This is a genomic window from Pseudomonas sp. PDM17 (assembly GCF_014851985.1).
GTDB lineage: Bacteria > Pseudomonadota > Gammaproteobacteria > Pseudomonadales > Pseudomonadaceae > Pseudomonas.
Genome location: NZ_JACVAT010000001.1, coordinates 189,702 through 209,430 on the forward strand (window position 1 = coordinate 189,702; position 19,729 = coordinate 209,430).

The following is a 19,729-nucleotide window of genomic DNA, read 5'->3' on the forward strand; positions in this document are numbered from 1 at the left end:
GTCATCCCGTGACGAGCCTCGACACTACCTAGGTTGGGCGCGGCGGCGCGGGCGCTGTGGTGTGATTCGGGCTTTAGAACAACAAGCACGGGAGTCACTCGTCCATGACCGCCACATTGTCTGTGCAACCGCCGCTGGCCGAGGGCCTGGCCCGCTATGGGTTCGGCCCCCTGCCGCTGGCCGCACTGAAGGCCCGCTACGCCTCGCCCGAATCCGGCTCGAAGTTCATCCACGTCGACGGTTTCGACATCCACTACCGCGACGAAGGCAGCCCGGACAAGCCGGTGCTGGTGATGGTCCACGGCGTGATGGCGTCGCTGCACACCTGGGACGGCTGGGTCGCCGAACTGTCCCGGCACTTCCGCATCATCCGCCTCGATGTGCCCGGCTTCGGCCTCACCGGCGGCGGCCAGGACCGCGAGTACGACGGCGAGCGCCTGGTCAAGGTGTTCGGCCTGTTCCTCGATCGCCTGGACCTCAAGCAGGTGTCCATCGCCGGCAACTCACTGGGCGGCTACATCGCCTGGAACTACGCGCTGGTCAACGCCCGCCGTGTCGAGCGGCTGATCCTCATCGATCCGGCCGGCTACTACATGCAGAAGGTGCCGCTGATGATCGCCAGCGCGGTGCTGCCCGGCGCCGGCATCATGATGCCGATGTGGATGCCGCGCGCCCTGGTGGCCCAGGGCATCAAGGAAGTCTACGGCGATGCGCGCAACATCAAGCCGGGGGTGATCGACCGCTACTACGACATCAGCCGCCGGCCGGGTAACCGCCGCGCGATGATCGATATCTTCCGTGTCCTGGTGAAAGCCAACCGCGAGGAACTGCCCACCACGCCCAATCGAGTTGCCGCGCTGAAGGTGCCGACGATGCTGATGTGGGGCGAGCGCGACCGCTGGATTTCGCCGCGCCACGTGCCGATGTGGCAGCGTGACGTGCCGGGCATCGAGGTGAAGGTCTATCCGGGCGTGGGGCATATTCCGATGGAAGAAATCCCCGAGGAGTCGGCGGCGGATGCGTTGCGCTTCCTGCATGCTTGATTGCTCATCGCGCCACAAAAAAGCCCGGCCAAGCGCCGGGCTTTTTCATGGGCGTAGGAGCGGACTCCGTCCGCGATGGTTTTCCGTCGGCACGTCCTCCATCTGGGCGATGCCTATCGCGGATGAATCCGCTCCTACGTGAAGTCCCGCGCGGAGGCCTGCCCTCTCCCTAACCCTCTCCCTGAAGGGAGAGGGCGGGGAGAGGGAAAGTCCAGGCACGGATTTTCAGAAGAAGACAGTTGCTCGCTCCTACAGGGGGACGGAAACGAAACCGCCCCGACAGAGCGGGGCGGTGTTCGAAGCGCAGCGCGAATCAGCCGGCGTGAGCCATCGGCTGCGCGTCGTACTCCTTGCGCACCTCGTAGAGCACATCGAGGTTGTTGTGCTGCCAGGGGTGGAAGTCGGACTTGAAGAAGTCCATGTACTCGCGCAGCAGCGGGCGGAACACGCCGTGCTTGCCCCAGGTCCACTTGATGCCGTCGCGCCAGACGCGCCAGTTCCATAGCAGGCCGTCGACCTTGAGCATGTGTACCAACCCGCGGAAGGTATCCAGCACGAAGAAGAAGGTCGCCATGCGCATCGCCCGGCGCAGCAGCTTGCGGCTGCCGCAGACCTGGTTGTAGACGTCGAAGGCCACCGCCTTGTGCTCGGTTTCCTCCAGCGCGTGCCAGCGCCACAGGCGCTGCATCACCGGGTCGGCGCCTTCCATGGTGCGCGGGTCGGTCAGCAGCCCGTTGGCCATGATCGCGGTGATGTGCTCCAGCGCGGCGGTCGCGGCCAGTTGGCGCTTGGCCGGGAATTTCTTCTGGGTGAAACGGATGCGCGCCTGGGCGCGCTTCTCGATGGCGGTGATGTCGTAGCCCTGGTCGCGCAGACGCTGGCTGTAGGTCAGGTGCTCGCGGCTGTGGTGGCCTTCCTGGCCGATGAAGCCACGGATCTGTTCCTTGAGCACCGGGTCGCTGATCTGGTCGCGGAACTGCCGCACCGAGTCGATGAAGAAGCGCTCGCCGTCGGGGAACAGCACCGACATGGCGTCGAACAGATGGGACTTGAAGGCGTCTCCACTGTGCCAATGACGCGGCAGCGGATCGGGCAGATCGAAGTCCATGTGCCGGGGCTTGATCTCCAGTCCTGCGGGGGTGGTGCTGGCCATGGCGGCTCCATTGTTGTGGTTGTCCATGGTCATTACTCTGGGCTTGTAGGGAAAGCGTCACAAGGTTATTGTCTGCCAACTTTCCGGTCATATCCGGCCAGCGGTCACTATAAGAAGAATGATGAAACAACCGCTCAATTTCACCGCCGAACTGGTGCCCGTCGCCTATGCGCAGGCGCTCCTGGACCTCGCCGAAGAGCTGGGCGTGCCGCGTGTGCGCCTGTTCGAACTGGCCCGCGTGCGCCCCGAGGTGCTGCAGAGCCCCAACGGCCGCCTGTCCTTCATTGACTTCCATCAGCTCTCCAGCACCGCCCTGGTGTACTGCAACGAGCCGGCTTTCGGCCTGTTGCTGGGGCAGCGGCTGAACGTCTCCACCCACGGCATCCTCGGCTATGCGGTGCTGTCCAGCGCCAACCTCGGGCGCGCTATCGGCTTCGCCCTGAAGTACTACCGCGTGCTCGGCCTGGCCTATGACCTGGAAATGGTGGAAGACGGCGGCGTGTCCTACCTGCGCGCCAGCGAGTCGATTCCGCTGGGCCCCACCAGCCGCTTCGCCGCCGAAGGCCTGATGACCAGCCTGCACACCATCGCCCGCTTCCTGGTGGGCGAACCCTTGCAGGGTGTCAGCGTCGGCTTCGCCCATGCCGAGCCGGATTACGCCGAACGCTACGCCGAGGTGTTTGGCTGCGAGGTGCTGTTCGACCAGCCGTTCCACTTCATCGGCCTGCCCAGCGAGTACCTGGCGCGGCCCATGGCACTGGCCAACCCGGCCACGGTGCAGATGTGCGAGCAGCAGTGCGAGGCGCTGCTGGCTACGCTGGACGTGCAGGAAGGCCTGCTGACCCGCATCCGCCGCCTGCTGCTGGCGCGCCCCGGCGAGTTCCCCGACCTGGAAAGCGTCGCCGCCGACCTGCACACCAGCGGGCGCAGCCTGCGCCGGCATCTCTCGAACCTGGGCACCACCTACCAGGAAGTGCTCGACGACGTGCGCAAGCGCCTGGCCTTGCAGTACCTCACCACGACCCACCTGCCGCTCTACGAGATCGCGCTGCTGCTGGGCTTCAACGACCCGTCGAACTTCCGCCGGGCGTTCCGCAAGTGGACCGGCAAGCTGCCCACCGACTACCGCGAGGATTGACCCCGGGACCGGCGCAGCTGCCGCCCGGCAGCTGCGCTGACCACTGGGGCTGCGTCGGCTTCAGAAGCGATAGCCGACGTAAAGTTGCAGGGCATCGAAGGTATCGTTGCCGAACACTTCGCGAGCGGCGGCCTTGGGTTTCACCCAGTTGTACGAGAGTGTCGCGAATAGCTGGCTGCTCGCCGCCCAGTCCAGGTACACCGCCGCCTCGTCGGCGAAGCGCCGGTCGCTGACCGGCTGGCCGTAATAGTTCTCCTCATCCAGCGAGAGCTGGTAGTAGACCGTGCCCGCGCTCAGGCCGGGCGCGACCTGCCCGACCAGTCGCCACATGTGCACACGCTCGTTGCTGTCGTTGAGCAGGTAGTTGCCGACCACATCACCGATCACCCAGGAGCCGCGCTCGGTGTAGGCCTTGCTCAGCGGGTCCCAGCTCTTGCGGCGGTCGTCACTCGGGTCGTCGTCACCGGAGAACAGTGCATAACGGTAGGTCAGTTTCGGCTGAAGGGGCAGGTCGGCGAAGCCATAGTCCAGACGCACATACCAGGCGTGGCCGGAAAAGCTCACCTGTTCGCCCTCGCCGGTCTGCAGGCCGTATTCGGCGCTGATCGAAAGCTCCGGCAGGGCTTCGAAGCCGCCGTCCAGCCAGCGCAGGTTGTACACCTGCATGCCATTGCGCGGCGCTATCTGGTTGGCCTGGCTACCGACGTCGCTGACTTTCAGCGCCATCAGGCCGAGCTGGCCGCGCAGGAAGGGATAGTCGAGGTTGGCACCACTGAAGCGGGCACCGCCAAGGTCGTCGTCGTTGCGCACGCTGAACGCCTGGCCAGACAGTGCGCCGCCGCGATAGGCAAGGATGGCTCCATCGCGGAAGGCGGTGCGTGGGCCGGACCAGTACGCCCCTTCGCCGAGCAGGTCGAGGTTGCCGTCGGCGAGGATGAAGCCCGTGCCGACGCGGAAGTTCTGGTTGCCCAGCGTCAGGCGCCAGGGGCCACGCTCAATGCCGGCATAGAGTTCTTCCAGTGAGGTCTTGCCGTCCGAGTTGCGCGTGTAACCGCCGGCGTCGCCGTCGCCGAAGGTATGCGCGGCGACCAGCGAGGCGCCGCCGACCAGGCGCAGGTCCTGGTCCAGGGTGTAGCGGAAGCTGGCTTCCGGTTTGAGGAAGGCTTCCTGCCAGACGGCCCGCTCGCCCTTCACCTCGCCGCTGCGATAGTCGCGCTGGCCGGCGCCGAAGTTGACGTTGTGGCTGTCGATGAAAGTGGCGCCGCTGCTCAGGCTGAAGTCCGCCTGCAGGTCGCCGTTCTCGTAGTGACTGTCGGCGTGGGCGAGGCTCGTCAGGGAGGCGAGCAGGAGCGTGGATAAGGAACCCAGGTTCTGGTTGTTCATGTGGGAGCTCTGCGCTGTTGTTATTGGGATGGCAGGAGTTCAGGGCGCAACCGCTCGCGGCGTGCCCGAAGGCACACCGGAGGGAGGCGCGAGGTTGCGGTGGAGCGGGTCAGGCGCGGCGGCGGGCCAGTGGTAGGATCGCCAGGAACGACAGGGCGCAGATAGCTGCGGAGACCTGCAACAACAGGCTGAAGTTCTCCGTCTCGCCGAGCAGCCAGGCCGCCAGCGAAGGACCGACGGCGAGCCCGCCGCAGATCGCCAGGTTGGCCAGCACCACCAGCTTGCCGCCCTGGCGGTCGTAGTCGCTGATGGCTGCGAGGAGGAACGGCAGTGCGAAGGTCCAGGCGAACTTGAAGGCGCAGGCCGCCAGTACGTAGCGCAGCAGCGAGACGTCTCCCAGCAGGCCGATCAGGCTGGACGCCATGGCCAGGTAGCCCAGCGCGAGCAGCCACTCACGCCGGCCACTGATGCCGATCCAGCTGGCCAGCGAAGCGCCGACCACGCCCAGCAGGGAGGCGCTGGCCAGGGCGCTGGAGCTGTCCGTGGCGCTGATGCCCTGAGTCCGCGCCAGCTCGCCGACGAAGGTCCAGATGCCGGCGAGGCTGAGGTAGAACAGGAAGATCGCGCTCATGCCCAGGGCGATCTTCCCCAGCGCGGCGCGCGCCTGGCTGGGCGGCAGGGCTTCGGCCTGATTGTCGCTGCCCGCAGGCAGGGAGCGGATCAACGGCAGGCACGCGGCGGTGAACAAGGCGATCAGCAGGAAGAAGCTGGCGACGCGCCAATGGCTGAACAGCCACGGCATGAACTGCAGGCTCAGGGCTGCCAGCACCAGCTGGCCGGTGACCCACAGGCCGAATGCCCGCGCCGCGTTCGGCAAGGTGCCGGCGGTGCCCAGGCACACCAGCACCAGCGCCGCCTCGGAGAACGCGGTGAGGAAGCGCAGCGCTACCAGCAAGGGATAGGACGGTGCCGCCGTGCTCATCAGCACGGCGCTGAGCAGGTTGCCGAGAAGGAACACGGCAGCGGCGATCGCGGCGATCCGGCGCCAGTTGTAGCGGCGCATCCAGAAGTAGGTGGGGAGGGTGGAGATCGCCATGGCCCCCAGTTCCATGCTGAACAGGAAGCCGACCTGGCGGTTGTCCAGGCCCAGTTCGGCGATATAGCGACTGGCCAGGGCCGGTGCGGTGAGCAGCACCAGCGGGCCGATGGCGGAGAACAGCACCACCGCCAGCAGGCGCAGGCGTTGCTGCACCGGATTGAGCACCAGGGGAGCGGTGAGGGTGTTCATGCTTCCACCTTTTGCCGGCTGGCCGGGAGCAAGGGGCTGTCGTAGCGGGCGCGCAGGCTGGCGATCCACTGCCGCTGGTGCGCAGCCAGGGGCTGCCCGGAGAGGGCGCGCATCGCCTCCAGGTGCGGGTCCCGGATGTCAGTGGCAATGCCGCTGAGCGTCTCGATCACGGCCAGGCCGAAGTAGGGCACCGAGTTGGGCTCGTAGCCGCCTTCGTGGCACAGCACCAGACGGCCATCGCAGAGCTGGTCGGCCAGCGCCATCAACCTGGCGGTCAGCGCGCGGTAGGCATCGCCGTGGAGCATCATCCGCCCCAGCGGGTCGTGGGCGCCGGCGTCGAAGCCGCAGGGCACCAGGATCAGTTGCGGGCGATGGGCGCGCAGGGCCGGCAGCACGATCTCGTCGAAGGCATGCAGGTAGGCGCCTTCGCCACAGCCGGGCGGCAGCGGCACGTTGAGGTTGAAGCCGCGGCCGGCTCCAGCGCCCTGTTCGTCGACGAAGCCCGAGTCCTGGGGATAGTTGCCTTCCTGGTGCAGGGAGATGGTCAGCACGCGCGGGTCTTCCCAGAAAATGCTCTGCGAGCCGTTGCCGTGGTGCACGTCCCAGTCGACCACCGCGATGCGTTCCAGGCCGTGTTCGGCCATCGCCACATGGGCGGCCAGGGCGGCGTTGGCCAGCAGGCAGAAGCCGCGGCCGCGGTCCGCTTCGGCGTGATGGCCCGGCGGCCGCACCAGGGCATAGGCGTTGCGCGCGTCGCCGCGCAGCACGTGCTTGACCGCCTGGATCACACCGCCAGCGGACAGCCGGGCGATGTCGTAGCTGCCGTGGCCGAAAGGCGTGTTGTCGCCGGCGTCACCGCCACGCCCGGCGCTGAGTTCCTGCAGTTGCGCGAGGTAGCCGGGGGTGTGTACCCGCAGCAGTTGCTCCTCGGTCGCCGCCAGCGGCTTGACCGCCAGCAGGCGTTCGCCGAGGCCGCTGACGTCCAGCAGGTTTTTCAGCCGGCGCTTGGTTTCGGCGTTCTCGAAATGCAGGCCGGGCTGGATCCCCAGGCCGGGAGTGAACAGACCGGCGTAGTTGCCGGTGTCATGCCACATGTAGTGTTCGTGCCAGACGAATGCCGTGGTCATTGGCTTGATCCTTGTTGTTGTTCGGGATGTTGCAGCGTGCGCAGCGGGACTGGGCAAGGCACGGCGAGAGTAGGAAGGGGCCGGGGGAGGGTAAATACACCCGTGGGGGTAGGGCCCCCGCCGGACAGCAGGCAGCCGTGTTCCCGGCGGGAACACGGCTGATGTGGGGTGGGTAGGGGCGGATCAGCGCGGCAAGGGCAGCAGGCCGTTGGCGGAGTGGCGCAGGAACAGGTCGCAGAGTTGCAGTTCGGAGCGCACGCCGAGTCGCGTATAGAGATTGCGCCGATGCACCTTGACGGTGGCCTGGCTGATGTTCAGCTGGCGGGCGATCAGTTTGCTGGAGTTGCCCTGCAGCATCAGCCGGGCGATTTCCTGCTCGCGCGGCGTCAGCAGGCCGCCCGCGAAGGACGCCAGGGCCCGCGCGAGGCTGTCTTGCTCTTCCGGTTGGACGAGGGTTTCGCGGCTCTGTGCGAAGCCTCCCAGCAGGTACCGCAACAGCGGGTAGAGGTTGCGCAGGGCGCGCAGTTCGGCGGTGCTGGCGAGGTGGCGCTGGCGTCGGCCAATGGACATCACCAGCACGGTGTCGTCGCAGTCGTCGAAGAGAATGTCGATCTCGTCGTCCAGGCGCAGTTCGCGGTAGTAGTGCTTGTAGTAGTCGCTGCCGTGCAACTGGCTGGTGCGCTGGTTGATGCGCAGGATGCCGCTGCTCATGCCCTCGCGAATCGAGTTCGACACCGGGTCCAGGCGATACATGCCGTCGAGGTAGCGCTCGATGTACTCGGCGTGGAGCTGGTCCGGGTAGTCCTCGTAGAGAATGCGCGGGCAGCCGTCGCCGCGGTACGCCTTGATGATCACGTTGTCATGGGCCAGGACCGGTTGCAGGCTGTGCGACAGCAGCACCGGGAAATCCGGGTGGCCCTTGTGCTCCAGTAGCCGAGCCAGGTTCTGGTTCCAGTTGGCACTGGCCTGGGTCGCCAGCAGGTTGCTCAGTTGCATCGGCGTGCTCTCTGCATTCGATCTTGTTCTTTTCCGGGTGAGTTGCTGCAATATGGGTGCCATTCGGCCGCCGACTGCCATGCCGGCTTCGCTGGCCGCTCAACGCTCCGGAGTAACCGATGACCGATCAGCCTACCCTCATCCGCGAAACCTTCCCCGTCGGCCCCCTGCAATGCAACTGCAGCATCATCGGCGACCCGCTGACGAAGAAGGCCATCGTCGTCGATCCGGGCGGCGACCATGAGCTCATCCTGCAGCGTCTCGACGCGCTGGGGCTGAAGGTGGTCAGCATCATCCACACCCACGCGCACCTGGACCACTTCCTCGCTTCCGGGCAGATGAAGGAGAAGACCGGCGCGACCCTGCACCTGCACAAGGACGACCAGTTCCTCTGGGATAACTTGGAGATGCAATGCCGCATGTTCGGCGTCCCTTATACTCCGGTGCCTTCGCCGGACCAGTGGCTGGCCGATGACGAGGAACTGGCCTGCGGTTGCGGCGTGGCGCTGCACACGCCGGGGCACACGCCGGGCTCGATGAGCTTCTGGTTCCCCAGGGACAAGTTGCTGATCGCCGGCGACACGCTGTTCCGTCGCAGCATCGGCCGCACCGACCTGTGGGGCGGCGACTACGCCACCATCGAGCGCTCGATTCGCGAGCGCCTGTACTCGCTGGACGAAGACGCGACCGTGGTCACCGGCCACGGCCCGGATACCAACCTGGGCGACGAGATGAGGGAGAATCCCTTCATCCGAGCTTAAGGTTGCTACGGAATTATTTGCACGACCTAAGCTCTAACCTGCCGCCCGCTAATGGGTGTTTCGCTATTTCGAGGAGTCATCCGACATGTTCACCGCACGTAGTCTGTCCATGGTTGCGGCTGCCACCGCCTTTGCCCTCATGGCCGGTTGCGCCTCCCAGAACCCCTATGACCCCAACACCCAGGCCCCGCCGGCCGAAGGCGGCATGAGCAAGACTGCCAAGTACGGTGCGCTGGGCGCGCTGGCCGGTGCCGTCGCCGGTGCCGCGATCAACCATGACAACCGTGGCAAGGGCGCAATGATTGGCGCCGCCGCCATCGGTGCCGCCGCTGCCGGCTACGGCTACTACGCCGACAAGCAGGAAGCCAAGCTGCGCCAGCAGATGCAGGGCACCGGCGTGCAGGTCGAGCGCCAGGGTGATGACATCAAGCTGATCATGCCGGGCAACATCACCTTCGCCACCGATTCGGCGAACATCGCGCCGTCCTTCTACACCCCGCTGAACAACCTGGCCAACTCCTTCAAGGAGTTCAACCAGAACAGCGTCGAGATCGTCGGCTACACCGACAGCACTGGCAGTCGCCAGCACAACATGGACCTGTCCCAGCGCCGTGCGCAGTCCGTGGCCGCCTACCTGACCTCCCAGGGCGTCGACGCTTCCCGCGTCAGCACCCGTGGCATGGGTCCGGACCAGCCGATCGCGTCCAACGCCGACGTCAACGGCCGCGCGCAGAATCGTCGCGTGGAAGTGAACCTGAAGGCCCTGCCCAACGCGCAGACCCAGCAGTACCAGCAGTAAGCACTGCCCATGAAAAAGCCCGCCGATTGGCGGGCTTTTTCGTTCTTGCTGTTCTGCAAGGGCGGTCAGGCCTTGGCGGGGAATTCCCGGTGCAACTGGGTCAGCAACTGGTCCTTGCGTTCCCACAGCTGGTTCACCCACAGCTGGAACTCGGCGCGGTAGCCCTCGTCCTGGTCGTAGCTCTTGCCGATGAACTGGCGCGGGATTTCCAGCTCCTCGAAGCGCACCACCACCGAGCGCAGGCGTCCGGACAGCAGGCACCAGAAGGTCGGACGGCCGTCGGGGTAATGGATGGTCACGTTGACCAGGGTACGCAACTGCTCGCCCATGGCGTCGAGGACGAAGGCGATGCCGCCGGCCTTGGGCTTGAGCAGGTGCTGGAACTGCGAGTTCTGCTCGTCATGCTTGGCGGGGGTGAAGCGGGTGCCTTCGAGGAAGTTGAAGATCGCCACCGGGATGCGGCTGAACTTGGCGCACGCCTTGCGGGTGGTTTCCAGGTCCTTGCCTTTCTTCTCCGGGTGCTTGGCGAGGTAGGCCTTGGTGTAGCGCTTCATGAAGGGGAAATCGAGCGCCCACCAGCACAGGCCGATCACCGGGACCCAGATCAGCTCCTGCTTGAGGAAGAAGCGCAGCAGCGGAATGCGGCGGTTGAGCTGGTACTGCAGGACGAGGATGTCCACCCAGCTCTGGTGGTTGCTGGTGACCAGGTAGGAGTGGTCGTAGTGCAGGCCCTGCAGGCCCTGCACGTTCCAGCCGGTGTTGCGGACCAGGTTCATCCAGCCCTTGTTGCAGGTGATCCAGCTTTCGGCGATCACGCTCATGATCTTGCTCAGCGCCAGCTGCGCTGCCTTGAAGGGCAGCAGCAGCTTGATGATCGACATGCCCAGTAGCGGAATGCACCAGCACAGCGTGCTCGTCACCAGGATCAGGGTGGCGAGGATGCCGCGCAGGGTGTGCGGGAGGAAACTCAACATCGAGGAATGGTCCTTGTACGTAGGCGCCCGGTCGGCCGGGCGCGTGATGCGTTCTTGGGCACATCCCTCGTGCCGTGTCAGTCAGCCATCCTTGCTGCTGTCTGCCTGAATCGCCGTCAGCGCGATGGTATAGACGATGTCGTCCACCAGCGCCCCGCGCGACAGGTCGTTCACCGGTTTGCGCAGGCCCTGCAGCATCGGCCCGATGCTGACGCAGTCGGCACTGCGCTGGACCGCCTTGTAGGTGGTGTTCCCGGTGTTCAGGTCGGGGAACACATACACGTTGGCGCGTCCGGCCACCGGGCTGTCGGGCGCCTTCTGGCGGCCCACGCTGGCGATGGCGGCGGCATCATACTGCAAGGGGCCGTCAATCAACAGATCGGGGCGTTTTTCCTGCGCGATGCGCGTAGCTTCGCGGACTTTCTCGACATCTGCGCCGGTTCCGGAGTCGCCTGTGGAGTAGCTGATCATCGCCACCCGCGGGGTGATGCCGAAGGCCTGCGCCGAGGCGGCACTCTGCAGGGCGATTTCCGCCAGGTCACTGGCCGAAGGATCGGGATTCACCGCGCAGTCGCCATAGACCACCACCTGGTCGGGCAGCAGCATGAAGAACACCGAGGACACCAGGTTGTAGCCGGGCGCCGTCTTGATCAGCTGCAGGGCCGGGCGGATGGTGTTGGCGGTGGTGTGGATGGCGCCGGAGACCAGCCCGTCCACTTCGTCCAGGGCGAGCATCATGGTGCCCAGCACCACGTTGTCTTCCAGCTGCTGCTCGGCCATCGGCGCGTTCAGGCTCTTGCCCTTGCGCAGTTCCACCATGGGTTCGACGTAGCGGCTGCGCACCAGGTCCGGGTCGACCACTTCCAGGTCCTCGGGCAGCACGATGCCCAGCATCTGCGCCACGGCCTGTACGTCGTCGGGCTTGGCCAGCAGCATGCAGCGGGCGATGCCGCGGGCGTGGCAGATGGCGGCGGCCTGCACGGTGCGCGGCTCGCTGCCTTCGGGCAGGACGATGCGCTTGCCGGCGCGGTTGGCACGCTGGGTCAGCTGGTAGCGGAATACCGGTGGCGACAGGCGCAGCTCATGGGGGGAGCCGCAGCGGTCCTTGAGCCACTCGAAGTCGATGTGTTCGGCGACGAACTCGGTGACGCGCTCGGCGCGCTCGCGGTCGTCCACCGGGATTTCCTTGTTCATCCGCGACAGGTCGCCGGCAGTGTCGAAGGAGCCGGTCTTCACCGTCAGCACCGGCAGGCCGCTCTGCAGCGCGCTGCGGCACAGCTCCATGATCCGCGCGTCCGGCAGCAGGCCCGAGCACAGCAGCAGGCCAGCCAGCGGCACACCGTTCATGGCGGCGAGGCAGGCGGCGAGGATGATGTCGTCGCGGTCGCCCGGCACCACCACCAGCACGCCGGGTTTGAGCAGGTGCACGGTGTTGGGCGCCGAGGGTGCGCAGAGGATGATCTTCTGCACGCGGCGTTGTTCGTAGTCGCCGGCGTTGAGCACGCTCGCGTCCAACAGGTCGGCGACGTCGCGGGTGCGCGGGGCGTTCATCTCGTCCTGCCAGGGGATGCAGCCGAGCAGGCGCACGTCGCCGTCGCGCAGCAGCGGGGAGTGTTCCTTCAGGCGTTCGCCGAACAGCCGTGCGGCTTCTTCGGCGTCACGCGGCATGTCGTCGCTTTCGCCGCCGCGGACCTTGTTCACGATCAGGCCGGCCAGGTGCGGGTCGCGCGGGCCGCCGAACAGCTGGGCGAGGATCTCGATGCGGTCTGAGAGCTCGCCCACCGTCTCGTTGTCCGGCGCGGAGACGAGGATCACCTCGGCGTCCACGCTGCGCGCCAGATGGCCGTTGATGCGCGCGGCGTAGCTGGCGTGCTTGGTCGGCACCATGCCCTCGACGATCATCACGTCCTTGTCGACGGCGGCGCTGTTGTACATCCCGACGATGTCCTCGAGCAGTTCGTCGAGCAGGCCGTCGCCGAGCATGCGTTCGACCTTGGACAGCGACAGCGGGGTAGGCGCGTTGAGGCCGTGGGTGCGCGCGACCAGTTCGCTGGAGCGCTCCGGGCCGTCATCCCCGGCGTGGGGCTGGGCGATGGGCTTGAAGAAGCCGACTTTCAGGCCGGCGCGTTGCAGGGCGCGGATCAGGCCCAGGCTGGTGGACGTCAGGCCGACACCGAAACCAGTCGGTGCGAGGAAGAAAGTGTGCATCCGGGCTCCTTAAGCCGTGCGGGAGTGGTCTGTGCCCTTGTGGGGCGCAACCGATGAATCTTCAGTCGAGCACGGCCAGGGTGTCGAGTGCGATCTGCTTTTCCTCGTTGGTGGGGATCACCAGCACGCGGGGGTGGCCGGGCAGGTGGATCGGCCCGCCGACGCCGCGCACGCAGCGGGCGTTGGCTTCGCCGTCGAGTTCGAGATTGAGCACGTGCAGGTGCTTGACCGTGAGGTTGCGCACCAGCGCGGAGTTCTCGCCGATGCCACCGGTGAAGATGATGCCGTCCAGGCGCGGCAGCGCACAGGTCAGCGAGGCCAGGGACTTGGCCAATCGGTAACAGAATACTTCGATGGCCAGCGCCGCATTGGCGTGGCCCTGCTCGCGGGCGTTCTCCAGGGTGCGCATGTCGTTGGACAGCCCCGACAGGCCGAGCAGGCCGCTGTCGTGGTTGAGCATGTGGTCGATCTTCTCCAGGCTCCAGCCCAGCGTGCGCGCCAGGTGGCTGTGCAGGTTAGGGTCGACGTCGCCGGAGCGGGTGCCCATCATCAGTCCTTCCAGCGGGGTCAGGCCCATGCTGGTGTCGCGGCTCTGGCCGTTGGCGATGGCGCAGGTGGAGCTGCCGTTGCCCAGGTGCGCGGACAGCCAGTAGCTGTCGCCCACGGCCAGCCCGCTCATTTCCGCGGCCTTGTGGCTGACGTAGCGGTGGCTGGTGCCGTGGAAGCCGTAGCGGCGCACGTGCTGCTCGCGGTACAGCGGCTCGGGGATGGCGTAACGGTAGGCGCGCTCGGGCAGGCTCTGGTGGAAGGCGGTGTCGAACACCGCGATGTGCGGCAGGTCCGGGTACAGCGCCATGGCGGCGTCGATGCCGACCAGGTTCGCCGGGTTGTGCAGCGGCGCCAGGGGCGAGGTCTCGCGGATGGCGCTGAGCACTTCTTCGGTCAGGCGCGAGGCCTGGGTGAAACGCTCGCCGCCGTGCACCACGCGGTGGCCGATGGCGTGCAGTTCGCCCTGCGCGGCCTGGGCCACCAGCGGCAGCAGACGGGCGAGGGCGGCCTTGTGGTCGGCGCCGGGCAGCTCCAGAGTCTGTGGTTGCTCGTCGGTCTCGCCCTGCCAGCGCAGGCTGGCGCCGTTGGCGCCGAGGCGTTCGGCCAGGCCGTGGAGGATGAAATCATCGCGCCCCTCTCGAACCAGAGCGAACTTGATCGACGAACTACCGCAGTTGATCACCAGGATATTGCGAGCCGGCATGCCTACTCCTTGTTGCTGTCGGAATCCTTGGCGCACCAGCCGCAGGGGAACCAGCGGCCGATCTGCGCCATGCGCTGCTGCGGGTCCAGCACCCAGGGCCGCGACTGCCAGGGCGGCTGGTGGCGCAGGTGCTGGGTGTGACCGCAGGACAAGACTGCCACCCAGTGGCCGTCTTCGTCCTGATGAAAGTCAAGCAGGCGCGGCGAGACCGCGTGATCCCGTCCGTCCGTCTTCGGGTCGCATTCGGGGGCGTCGCCGCGTAAACTTACGCGCTCAACTTCTATATCAGATAGGTTTCGAACCATGCAGATCGCGGCCAACAAGGCGGTTTCCATCGACTATACCCTGACCAACGACGCGGGTGAGGTCATCGACAGCTCCGCCGGCGGCGCTCCGCTGGTCTACCTGCACGGTGCCCACAACATCATCGGCGGCCTGGAAAAGGCCCTGGAAGGCAAGCAGGTCGGTGACGAGCTGGACGTGACTGTCGAGCCGGCCGATGCCTACGGCGAATACAGCGCCGAGCTGGTTGCCACCCTGACCCGCGAAATGTTCGAAGGCGTGGACGAGCTGGAAGTCGGCATGCAGTTCCACGCTTCCGCTCCGGACGGCGGCATGCAGATCGTCACCATCCGCGACATCGAAGGCGATGACGTGATCGTCGACGGCAACCACCCGCTGGCCGGCCAGCGCCTGAACTTCAAGGTGAAAGTGGTCGACATCCGCGACGCTTCCGCCGAAGAAGTTGCCCATGGCCACGTCCATGGCGAAGGTGGTCACCACCACTGATTGTCGTCACCCGGTCGCCATCGACCGGGTGCAGCCATCATTGAGCTGCTACGCTCAATCGTGAAAGGCGCCTTCGGGCGCCTTTCTCATGCAAGTCGCTGTAACTGCAAAGAATGCCAGGGCATTTTTCCCGTATCGACTGGGATTGCGCAGCACGACGGACAGGTTGTCCGCTCCCTGCGCGGGCACTTTGTGCCTACCTCTTCAAGGAGCAAGCAATGAGCGCTTTTCACGATCTGACGCTGCATGGTCTCGACGGCCAGGATCTGCCGCTGGCCCCGCTCAAGGGCAAGGTCGTGCTGGTGGTCAACGTCGCCTCGAAATGCGGCCTGACTCCGCAGTACACCGGTCTGGAGCAGCTCTACCAGCAATACAAGGATCAGGGTTTCGTGGTACTGGGCCTGCCGTGCAACCAGTTCGCCGGGCAGGAGCCGGGCAGCGAATCCGAGATCCAGTCGTTCTGCTCGCTGAACTACGGGGTGAGCTTCCCGATGTCGGGCAAGCTCGAGGTCAACGGCTCCGAGCGCCACCCGCTGTACCGCTTGCTGGCGGGCGAGGGCGCCGAGTTCCCCGGCGACATCACCTGGAACTTCGAGAAGTTCCTCCTCGGCCCGGATGGCCGCGTGCTGGCCCGCTTCAGCCCGCGCACCACGCCGGATGATCCGGCGCTGATCCAGGCCATCGAGAAGGCGCTGGGCGCCTGATCCTGCCGGCGGGAGAGGGCGCAAGCGCCAATCCCGCCGGCATTTCTCCCTTTCGTCTTGCTCCACGCCAGGGGTGACGGCTTAATCGGGCGACCTGCTTCCGGAGCCCGCCATGAGCCGTTTCGCCGCTGAGTCCGCCTGTCTGCCCGCCACCCCCGATGCCTTGCGCGCCCTGATCGAACAGCGCCGCGCGGTGCGGCGATTCCTCGATGAGCCGGTGCCGGAAACTGTGCTGCGCGACTGCCTGGAGCAGGCGGTGCTGGCGCCCAATGCGTGCAACCTGCAGCCGTGGAGCTTCCAGGTGATCCGCGACGCCGAACTGCGCCGCCAACTGACGCCGGTGTGCCTGGGGCAGAATGCGGCGCGCACGGCACCGGTGCTGATTGCCGTGCTGGCGCGGCCGGATACCTGGCGCGAGTCCTGCGCGGCCGTCCTCGACCAGTGGCCCGAGCCGCAGGTGCCGGAGAAGGTGCGCGACTTCTACCAGCGCACCGCGCCCTTCCAGTACAACCAGGGTGCGTTCGGCCTGCGCGGGCTGTTCAAGCGCGCGCTGTACGCGGTGGTCGGCCGTCGTCGCGCGCTGATGCGTCAGCCCAACAGCCACGCCGAGATGCGCCTGTGGGCGGTGAAGTCCACCTCGTTGGCGGCGCAGAACCTGATGCTCGCCCTGCAGAGCCACGGCTACGCCACCTGCCCCATGGAAGGCTTCGACGAGGTGCGGCTGCGCAAGGTGCTGCAGATTCCCCGTGGCGCGGTACCGATCATGCTGCTGGCCGCCGGGCGGGCTGCCGACAACGGCGTCTACAACCCGCGCCTGCGTTTCCCGCTGGAGCAGCGCGTCAGCTGGCACTGACCGCATCGGGACGCGTCAGCACACCCATGCGCCCGCCGCCGAAGGACCAGTCGTCTGCGTCGCTGTTGGTGATCTGCACCATCACGTCCTCGCTGGCTATGCCCAGCCGCTCGCCCAGCAGCACATTCAGCCGGCGGTAGAACGCCTGTCGGATCTGCGAGTCCCGTGGCCGGCCGATGGTGATGGCGATCAGCACGAAGTCGTCGCTGCGCGGCCCGCCCAGGTAGTGGCGGTTGAAGACGAACTCTTCTGTCTCGTGCTGGTGGATCATCACGAACTGGTCGCCCTCCGGCACGTTGAAGGCCTCGTGCATGGCGTCGTAGACGGTGTTGGCGAGTTCGCGCAGGTACTCGGGTTGCTTGCCCTTGCGCAGGGAGATGCGGACGGTAGGCATGGCGCCGTTCCTCGGTGAGTGATTGACGAGTTCAGGCTAGCCCGGCAATTTTATTCGGAAAATCGGGAAATATTTGACCGATAGTTCGATTAATAAGGATGGTTGCCATGGCCCGCATCAATTTCGACCTGGACGTGCTGCGCACCTTCGTCACCGGCATCGAGCTGGGCAGCTTCGCCCGCGCGGCGGATCGTCTGGGGCGTTCCACTTCAGCCATCAGCGCGCAGTTGAAGAAGCTGGAAGAGCAGGCCGGCATCCCGGTGCTGCGCCGTGAAGGGCGCGGCATGGCGCTGACCGAGGCGGGCGAGACGCTGCTGGCCTACGCCCGCCGCCTGCTGGAGTTGAATGACGAAGCGGCAGGTGCCTTGCGCGGCGGCGTGCTGGAAGGTCGGGTGCGCCTCGGCCTGCAGGAAGACTTCGGCGAAACCCTGCTGCCGGCTGTGCTGGCGCGCTTCGCCCGCGCCCACCCCAAGGTGCGCATCGAGGTACGCACGGCACGCAATCAGCAGCTCATCGAAGGTGTGCGCAACGGTGAACTGGACCTGGCGCTGGCCTGGGAAACCGGCGAACGCACGCCGCACATGGAGCGCATCGGCGCAGTGGCGCAATGCTGGATCGGCGCGCCGGACGCACTCCCATCTCCCGGTACGGAACCCTTGCCACTGGTGATGCTGGAGGCGCCGTGCCTGCTGCGCAGCGCGGCAACGGCGGCGCTGGATCGCGCCGGTATCCCCTGGCGCGTGGCGTTCACCAGTGCCGGTTTGTCCGGCATCTGGGCGGCGGTCGGCGCGGGGCTGGGCGTCGGCCTGCGCACGCCGATCGGCCTGCCGGCCAGTGTCGAACAGTTGGACGCCGAGCGCGCCGGGCTGCCGGTGATGGCGCCGCTGGGGTTGTGCCTGCACCGTAGCGAAGCCGAGCCGGAAGCGCTGGTGGAGCGCCTGCGCGAACTGCTGCAGGAAGGCGTGGCGGGGCTGCTGGAAAGCCCGGCGATTCGCTGATCTGCTTGTAGAGGAAAATCACTGCGATCAATGGTGCTGGAAAAAGCGAGACGACCGGTCATATTCTTGCGCCCATGAACAGCATCCGACTCGACAAACGCGACCTGATCCTCGCCAAGGGCTCCCTGGCGATGACCCGCAGCGGCTACCACGGCACCGGCGTGCAGGACATCGTCCAGGCCGCCGGCATCCCCAAGGGCTCCTTCTATCACTACTTCGAGAGCAAGGAAGACTTCGCCCTGCAGGCCCTGGAGCACTTGTACGCACCGCGCCTGGCCCGCTACGCCGAGGCGCTGGGCAACCCGGCACTGGGCCCGCGTGCGCGCATCCTCACCTATTACCGCGAACTGCTGGCGCATTTCGCCCGCCAGGAGAAGCTCGAATACCACTGCTTCATCGGCAGCCTGAGCTTCGAGATGGCCGAGCTGTCGCCGGCCATCGCCGAGCGGGTCGACGGCATCCTCCAGCAGTCCATCGACACCCTGCAGGGTTGCCTGGTCGACGCCCAGCGCGCCGGGGAGCTGCCGGCAGCGGAAGACGCCGAATCCCTCGCCGAGTTCATCGGCAACGCCTGGCAGGGCGTGCTGGCACGGATGAAAGTCAGTGCCTCGCTCAAACCGGTGGAGCGCTTTATCGAACGCCTGGAGCACCTGCTTCAGGCCTGATCTGCCTGAGTCATCATTTTCCTTTCCAAAAACGAGACGACCGGTCGCCTGGTCGTCATGGAGACCTCAATGACCGCATCCGTAGACACCCTGTTCTCGCCCTTCCGCCTGGGCGGCCTGGAACTGCCCACGCGCATCGTGATGGCGCCGATGACCCGCAACTTCACCCCGGGCGGCGTACCCCATGCCCAGGTGGTCGAGTACTACCGTCGCCGCGCGGCTGCCGGCGTCGGCCTGATCGTCACCGAAGGCACCACGGTCAACCACAAGGCCGCCAACGGTTACCCGAACGTACCGCGCTTCTACGGTGAAGACGCCCTGGCCGGCTGGAAGCAGGTGGTCGACGCCGTGCATGCCGAAGGCGGCAAGATCGTCCCGCAACTGTGGCACGTCGGCGCCGTGCGCCGCCTGGGCACCGAGCCGGATGCCAGCGTTCCGGGCTATGGCCCCAGCGGCAAGGAAAAGGACGGCACCGTGCTGGTCCATGAGATGACCAAGCAGGACATCCAGGACGTCATCGCCGCCTTCGCCCAGGCCGCCGTCGACGCGAAGGCCATCGGCATGGACGGCGTGGAAATCCACGGCGCCCACGGCTACCTGATCGACCAGTTCTTCTGGGACGGCAGCAACAAGCGCACCGACGAATACGGTGGCAGCCTGGCCAACCGTTCGCGCTTCGCCATCGAGCTGATCCAGGCCGTGCGCGCGGCCGTCGGCCCCGACTACCCGATCATCTTCCGCTTCTCCCAGTGGAAGCAGCAGGACTACAGCGCCCGCCTCGTGCAGACCGCCGAAGAGCTGGAAGCCTTCCTCAAGCCGCTGTCGGATGCCGGCGTGGACATCTTCCACTGCTCCACCCGCCGCTTCTGGATTCCGGAATTCGAAGGCTCCGACCTCAACCTGGCCGGCTGGACCCGCCAGCTCACAGGCAAGCCGACCATCACCGTCGGCAACGTCGGCCTGGATGGCAGCGAGTTCCTCGCCTTCTTCGGCAACACCGAGGAAGTCGCGCAGCCGTCGGGTATCGACGGGTTGCTGGAGCGCCTGAACAAGGAAGAGTTCGACCTGGTAGCCGTCGGCCGCGCCCTGCTGGTCGACCCGGACTGGGCAGTGAAAGTGCGTGACGGCCGCCTGGAGGACATCAAGCCCTTCAGCCGCGATGCGCTGATGTCGCTGGCCTGATCCGCGCTTCGTTGAAATGAAA

The 19,729-nt window shown here is 66.3% G+C and carries 20 protein-coding genes; 10 read left to right on the plus strand and 10 right to left on the minus strand.

Going from position 1 to position 19,729, the window contains the following annotated elements; genetic code table 11:
* Positions 1-104 precede the first annotated feature (104 nt).
* Positions 105-1,043: an alpha/beta fold hydrolase gene (locus IB256_RS00900; protein WP_192401025.1), complete on the plus strand. Its 939-nt coding sequence runs from the start codon at positions 105-107 to the stop codon at positions 1,041-1,043.
* Between the two features lie 313 nt (positions 1,044-1,356).
* Here IB256_RS00900 and IB256_RS00905 read toward each other — a convergent pair whose 3' ends face one another.
* Positions 1,357-2,196: a metal-dependent hydrolase gene (locus IB256_RS00905; RefSeq protein ID WP_081516440.1), complete on the minus strand. Its 840-nt coding sequence runs from the start codon at positions 2,194-2,196 to the stop codon at positions 1,357-1,359.
* A gap of 121 nt (positions 2,197-2,317) precedes the next feature.
* Between IB256_RS00905 and IB256_RS00910 the strand changes: the two genes are divergently transcribed.
* The gene (locus tag IB256_RS00910) at positions 2,318-3,334 is read left to right on the plus strand and encodes an AraC family transcriptional regulator (protein ID WP_192292094.1); all 1,017 of its coding nucleotides are present in this window, start codon (positions 2,318-2,320) and stop codon (positions 3,332-3,334) included.
* A 60-nt stretch (positions 3,335-3,394) separates the two neighbouring features.
* On the opposite strand, the gene IB256_RS00915 is transcribed toward IB256_RS00910, so the two are convergent.
* The 4 genes from IB256_RS00915 to IB256_RS00930 all read right to left on the minus strand — a co-directional run bounded on the left by IB256_RS00915 (position 3,395) and on the right by IB256_RS00930 (position 8,128).
* Complete coding sequence (locus IB256_RS00915) at positions 3,395-4,717, minus strand: alginate export family protein (RefSeq protein ID WP_192401026.1); 1,323 nt, start codon at positions 4,715-4,717, stop codon at positions 3,395-3,397.
* A gap of 109 nt (positions 4,718-4,826) precedes the next feature.
* Positions 4,827-6,005 carry an MFS transporter gene (locus IB256_RS00920; protein ID WP_192401027.1) on the minus strand — a complete coding sequence of 393 codons (1,179 nt, stop codon included), beginning with the start codon at positions 6,003-6,005 and terminating at the stop codon, positions 4,827-4,829.
* A complete protein-coding gene (locus IB256_RS00925; RefSeq protein ID WP_192292085.1) occupies positions 6,002-7,132 on the minus strand; it encodes a class II histone deacetylase in 1,131 nt (376 codons plus the stop codon). Before IB256_RS00925 ends, IB256_RS00920 begins: the two co-directional genes overlap by 4 nt.
* Before the next feature lie 183 nt (positions 7,133-7,315).
* On the minus strand, positions 7,316-8,128 hold the full coding sequence (locus IB256_RS00930) for a LuxR C-terminal-related transcriptional regulator (protein WP_192292082.1): 813 nt from the start codon (positions 8,126-8,128) through the stop codon (positions 7,316-7,318).
* A gap of 119 nt (positions 8,129-8,247) precedes the next feature.
* On the opposite strand from IB256_RS00930, the gene IB256_RS00935 reads away from it, so the two are divergent.
* Both IB256_RS00935 and IB256_RS00940 read left to right on the plus strand, forming a co-directional pair.
* Entirely contained in the window at positions 8,248-8,889 is a 642-nt protein-coding gene (locus IB256_RS00935; protein ID WP_192292079.1) for an MBL fold metallo-hydrolase, read from the plus strand.
* 85 nt (positions 8,890-8,974) lie between these two features.
* A complete protein-coding gene (locus IB256_RS00940) occupies positions 8,975-9,688 on the plus strand; it encodes an OmpA family protein (RefSeq protein WP_081516270.1) in 714 nt (237 codons plus the stop codon).
* 65 nt (positions 9,689-9,753) lie between these two features.
* Here the strand turns inward: IB256_RS00940 and IB256_RS00945 are convergent, their stop codons facing one another.
* From IB256_RS00945 to IB256_RS00960, 4 genes are all read right to left on the minus strand, one after another.
* Positions 9,754-10,662, minus strand: coding sequence for an acyltransferase (locus tag IB256_RS00945; RefSeq protein WP_081516269.1), 909 nt, complete (start codon positions 10,660-10,662; stop codon positions 9,754-9,756).
* Positions 10,663-10,743: 81 nt separating this feature from the next.
* Positions 10,744-12,870: a phosphate acetyltransferase gene (pta, locus tag IB256_RS00950; protein ID WP_192401028.1), complete on the minus strand. Its 2,127-nt coding sequence runs from the start codon at positions 12,868-12,870 to the stop codon at positions 10,744-10,746.
* Between the two features lie 61 nt (positions 12,871-12,931).
* Complete coding sequence (locus tag IB256_RS00955) at positions 12,932-14,122, minus strand: acetate kinase (protein ID WP_081516267.1); 1,191 nt, start codon at positions 14,120-14,122, stop codon at positions 12,932-12,934.
* 2 nt (positions 14,123-14,124) lie between these two features.
* A complete protein-coding gene (locus IB256_RS00960; protein WP_192292071.1) occupies positions 14,125-14,457 on the minus strand; it encodes a DUF3565 domain-containing protein in 333 nt (110 codons plus the stop codon).
* Between IB256_RS00960 and IB256_RS00965 the strand changes: the two genes are divergently transcribed.
* The 3 genes from IB256_RS00965 to IB256_RS00975 all read left to right on the plus strand — a co-directional run bounded on the left by IB256_RS00965 (position 14,426) and on the right by IB256_RS00975 (position 16,468).
* Entirely contained in the window at positions 14,426-14,911 is a 486-nt protein-coding gene (locus IB256_RS00965; RefSeq protein WP_017519102.1) for an FKBP-type peptidyl-prolyl cis-trans isomerase, read from the plus strand. The two genes, IB256_RS00960 and IB256_RS00965, sit on opposite strands and share 32 nt — an antisense overlap.
* Positions 14,912-15,129: 218 nt before the next feature.
* The gene (locus IB256_RS00970; protein ID WP_081516265.1) at positions 15,130-15,615 is read left to right on the plus strand and encodes a glutathione peroxidase; all 486 of its coding nucleotides are present in this window, start codon (positions 15,130-15,132) and stop codon (positions 15,613-15,615) included.
* Positions 15,616-15,727: 112 nt separating this feature from the next.
* The gene (locus IB256_RS00975; protein WP_192401029.1) at positions 15,728-16,468 is read left to right on the plus strand and encodes a nitroreductase family protein; all 741 of its coding nucleotides are present in this window, start codon (positions 15,728-15,730) and stop codon (positions 16,466-16,468) included.
* On the opposite strand, the gene IB256_RS00980 is transcribed toward IB256_RS00975, so the two are convergent.
* Positions 16,455-16,862: a tautomerase family protein gene (locus IB256_RS00980; protein ID WP_192401030.1), complete on the minus strand. Its 408-nt coding sequence runs from the start codon at positions 16,860-16,862 to the stop codon at positions 16,455-16,457. The genes IB256_RS00975 and IB256_RS00980 overlap by 14 nt on opposite strands.
* A 107-nt stretch (positions 16,863-16,969) precedes the next feature.
* Between IB256_RS00980 and IB256_RS00985 the strand changes: the two genes are divergently transcribed.
* The 3 genes from IB256_RS00985 to IB256_RS00995 all read left to right on the plus strand — a co-directional run bounded on the left by IB256_RS00985 (position 16,970) and on the right by IB256_RS00995 (position 19,707).
* Positions 16,970-17,860 carry a LysR substrate-binding domain-containing protein gene (locus IB256_RS00985; RefSeq protein ID WP_192401031.1) on the plus strand — a complete coding sequence of 297 codons (891 nt, stop codon included), beginning with the start codon at positions 16,970-16,972 and terminating at the stop codon, positions 17,858-17,860.
* A gap of 74 nt (positions 17,861-17,934) precedes the next feature.
* Entirely contained in the window at positions 17,935-18,525 is a 591-nt protein-coding gene (locus IB256_RS00990) for a TetR/AcrR family transcriptional regulator (RefSeq protein ID WP_192292056.1), read from the plus strand.
* A 69-nt stretch (positions 18,526-18,594) separates the two neighbouring features.
* Positions 18,595-19,707 (plus strand): NADH:flavin oxidoreductase, encoded by a 1,113-nt coding sequence (locus IB256_RS00995; protein ID WP_192292053.1) that lies wholly within the window; start codon positions 18,595-18,597, stop codon positions 19,705-19,707.
* The last annotated feature ends 22 nt before the right edge of the window (positions 19,708-19,729 follow it).

Bases quoted from the DNA above. Each gene is read 5' to 3' on its own strand.
- IB256_RS00900 (WP_192401025.1), top strand. From the start codon at position 105: ATGACCGCCACATTGTCTGTGCAACCGCCGCTGGCCGAGGGCCTGGCC.
- IB256_RS00905 (WP_081516440.1), bottom strand. From the start codon at position 2,196: ATGGCCAGCACCACCCCCGCAGGACTGGAGATCAAGCCCCGGCACATG.
- IB256_RS00910 (WP_192292094.1), top strand. From the start codon at position 2,318: ATGAAACAACCGCTCAATTTCACCGCCGAACTGGTGCCCGTCGCCTAT.
- IB256_RS00915 (WP_192401026.1), bottom strand. From the start codon at position 4,717: ATGAACAACCAGAACCTGGGTTCCTTATCCACGCTCCTGCTCGCCTCC.
- IB256_RS00920 (WP_192401027.1), bottom strand. From the start codon at position 6,005: ATGAACACCCTCACCGCTCCCCTGGTGCTCAATCCGGTGCAGCAACGC.
- IB256_RS00925 (WP_192292085.1), bottom strand. From the start codon at position 7,132: ATGACCACGGCATTCGTCTGGCACGAACACTACATGTGGCATGACACC.
- IB256_RS00930 (WP_192292082.1), bottom strand. From the start codon at position 8,128: ATGCAACTGAGCAACCTGCTGGCGACCCAGGCCAGTGCCAACTGGAAC.
- IB256_RS00935 (WP_192292079.1), top strand. From the start codon at position 8,248: ATGACCGATCAGCCTACCCTCATCCGCGAAACCTTCCCCGTCGGCCCC.
- IB256_RS00940 (WP_081516270.1), top strand. From the start codon at position 8,975: ATGTTCACCGCACGTAGTCTGTCCATGGTTGCGGCTGCCACCGCCTTT.
- IB256_RS00945 (WP_081516269.1), bottom strand. From the start codon at position 10,662: ATGTTGAGTTTCCTCCCGCACACCCTGCGCGGCATCCTCGCCACCCTG.
- pta (WP_192401028.1), bottom strand. From the start codon at position 12,870: ATGCACACTTTCTTCCTCGCACCGACTGGTTTCGGTGTCGGCCTGACG.
- IB256_RS00955 (WP_081516267.1), bottom strand. From the start codon at position 14,122: ATGCCGGCTCGCAATATCCTGGTGATCAACTGCGGTAGTTCGTCGATC.
- IB256_RS00965 (WP_017519102.1), top strand. From the start codon at position 14,426: ATGCAGATCGCGGCCAACAAGGCGGTTTCCATCGACTATACCCTGACC.
- IB256_RS00960 (WP_192292071.1), bottom strand. From the start codon at position 14,457: ATGGAAACCGCCTTGTTGGCCGCGATCTGCATGGTTCGAAACCTATCT.
- IB256_RS00970 (WP_081516265.1), top strand. From the start codon at position 15,130: ATGAGCGCTTTTCACGATCTGACGCTGCATGGTCTCGACGGCCAGGAT.
- IB256_RS00975 (WP_192401029.1), top strand. From the start codon at position 15,728: ATGAGCCGTTTCGCCGCTGAGTCCGCCTGTCTGCCCGCCACCCCCGAT.
- IB256_RS00980 (WP_192401030.1), bottom strand. From the start codon at position 16,862: ATGCCTACCGTCCGCATCTCCCTGCGCAAGGGCAAGCAACCCGAGTAC.
- IB256_RS00985 (WP_192401031.1), top strand. From the start codon at position 16,970: ATGGCCCGCATCAATTTCGACCTGGACGTGCTGCGCACCTTCGTCACC.
- IB256_RS00990 (WP_192292056.1), top strand. From the start codon at position 17,935: ATGAACAGCATCCGACTCGACAAACGCGACCTGATCCTCGCCAAGGGC.
- IB256_RS00995 (WP_192292053.1), top strand. From the start codon at position 18,595: ATGACCGCATCCGTAGACACCCTGTTCTCGCCCTTCCGCCTGGGCGGC.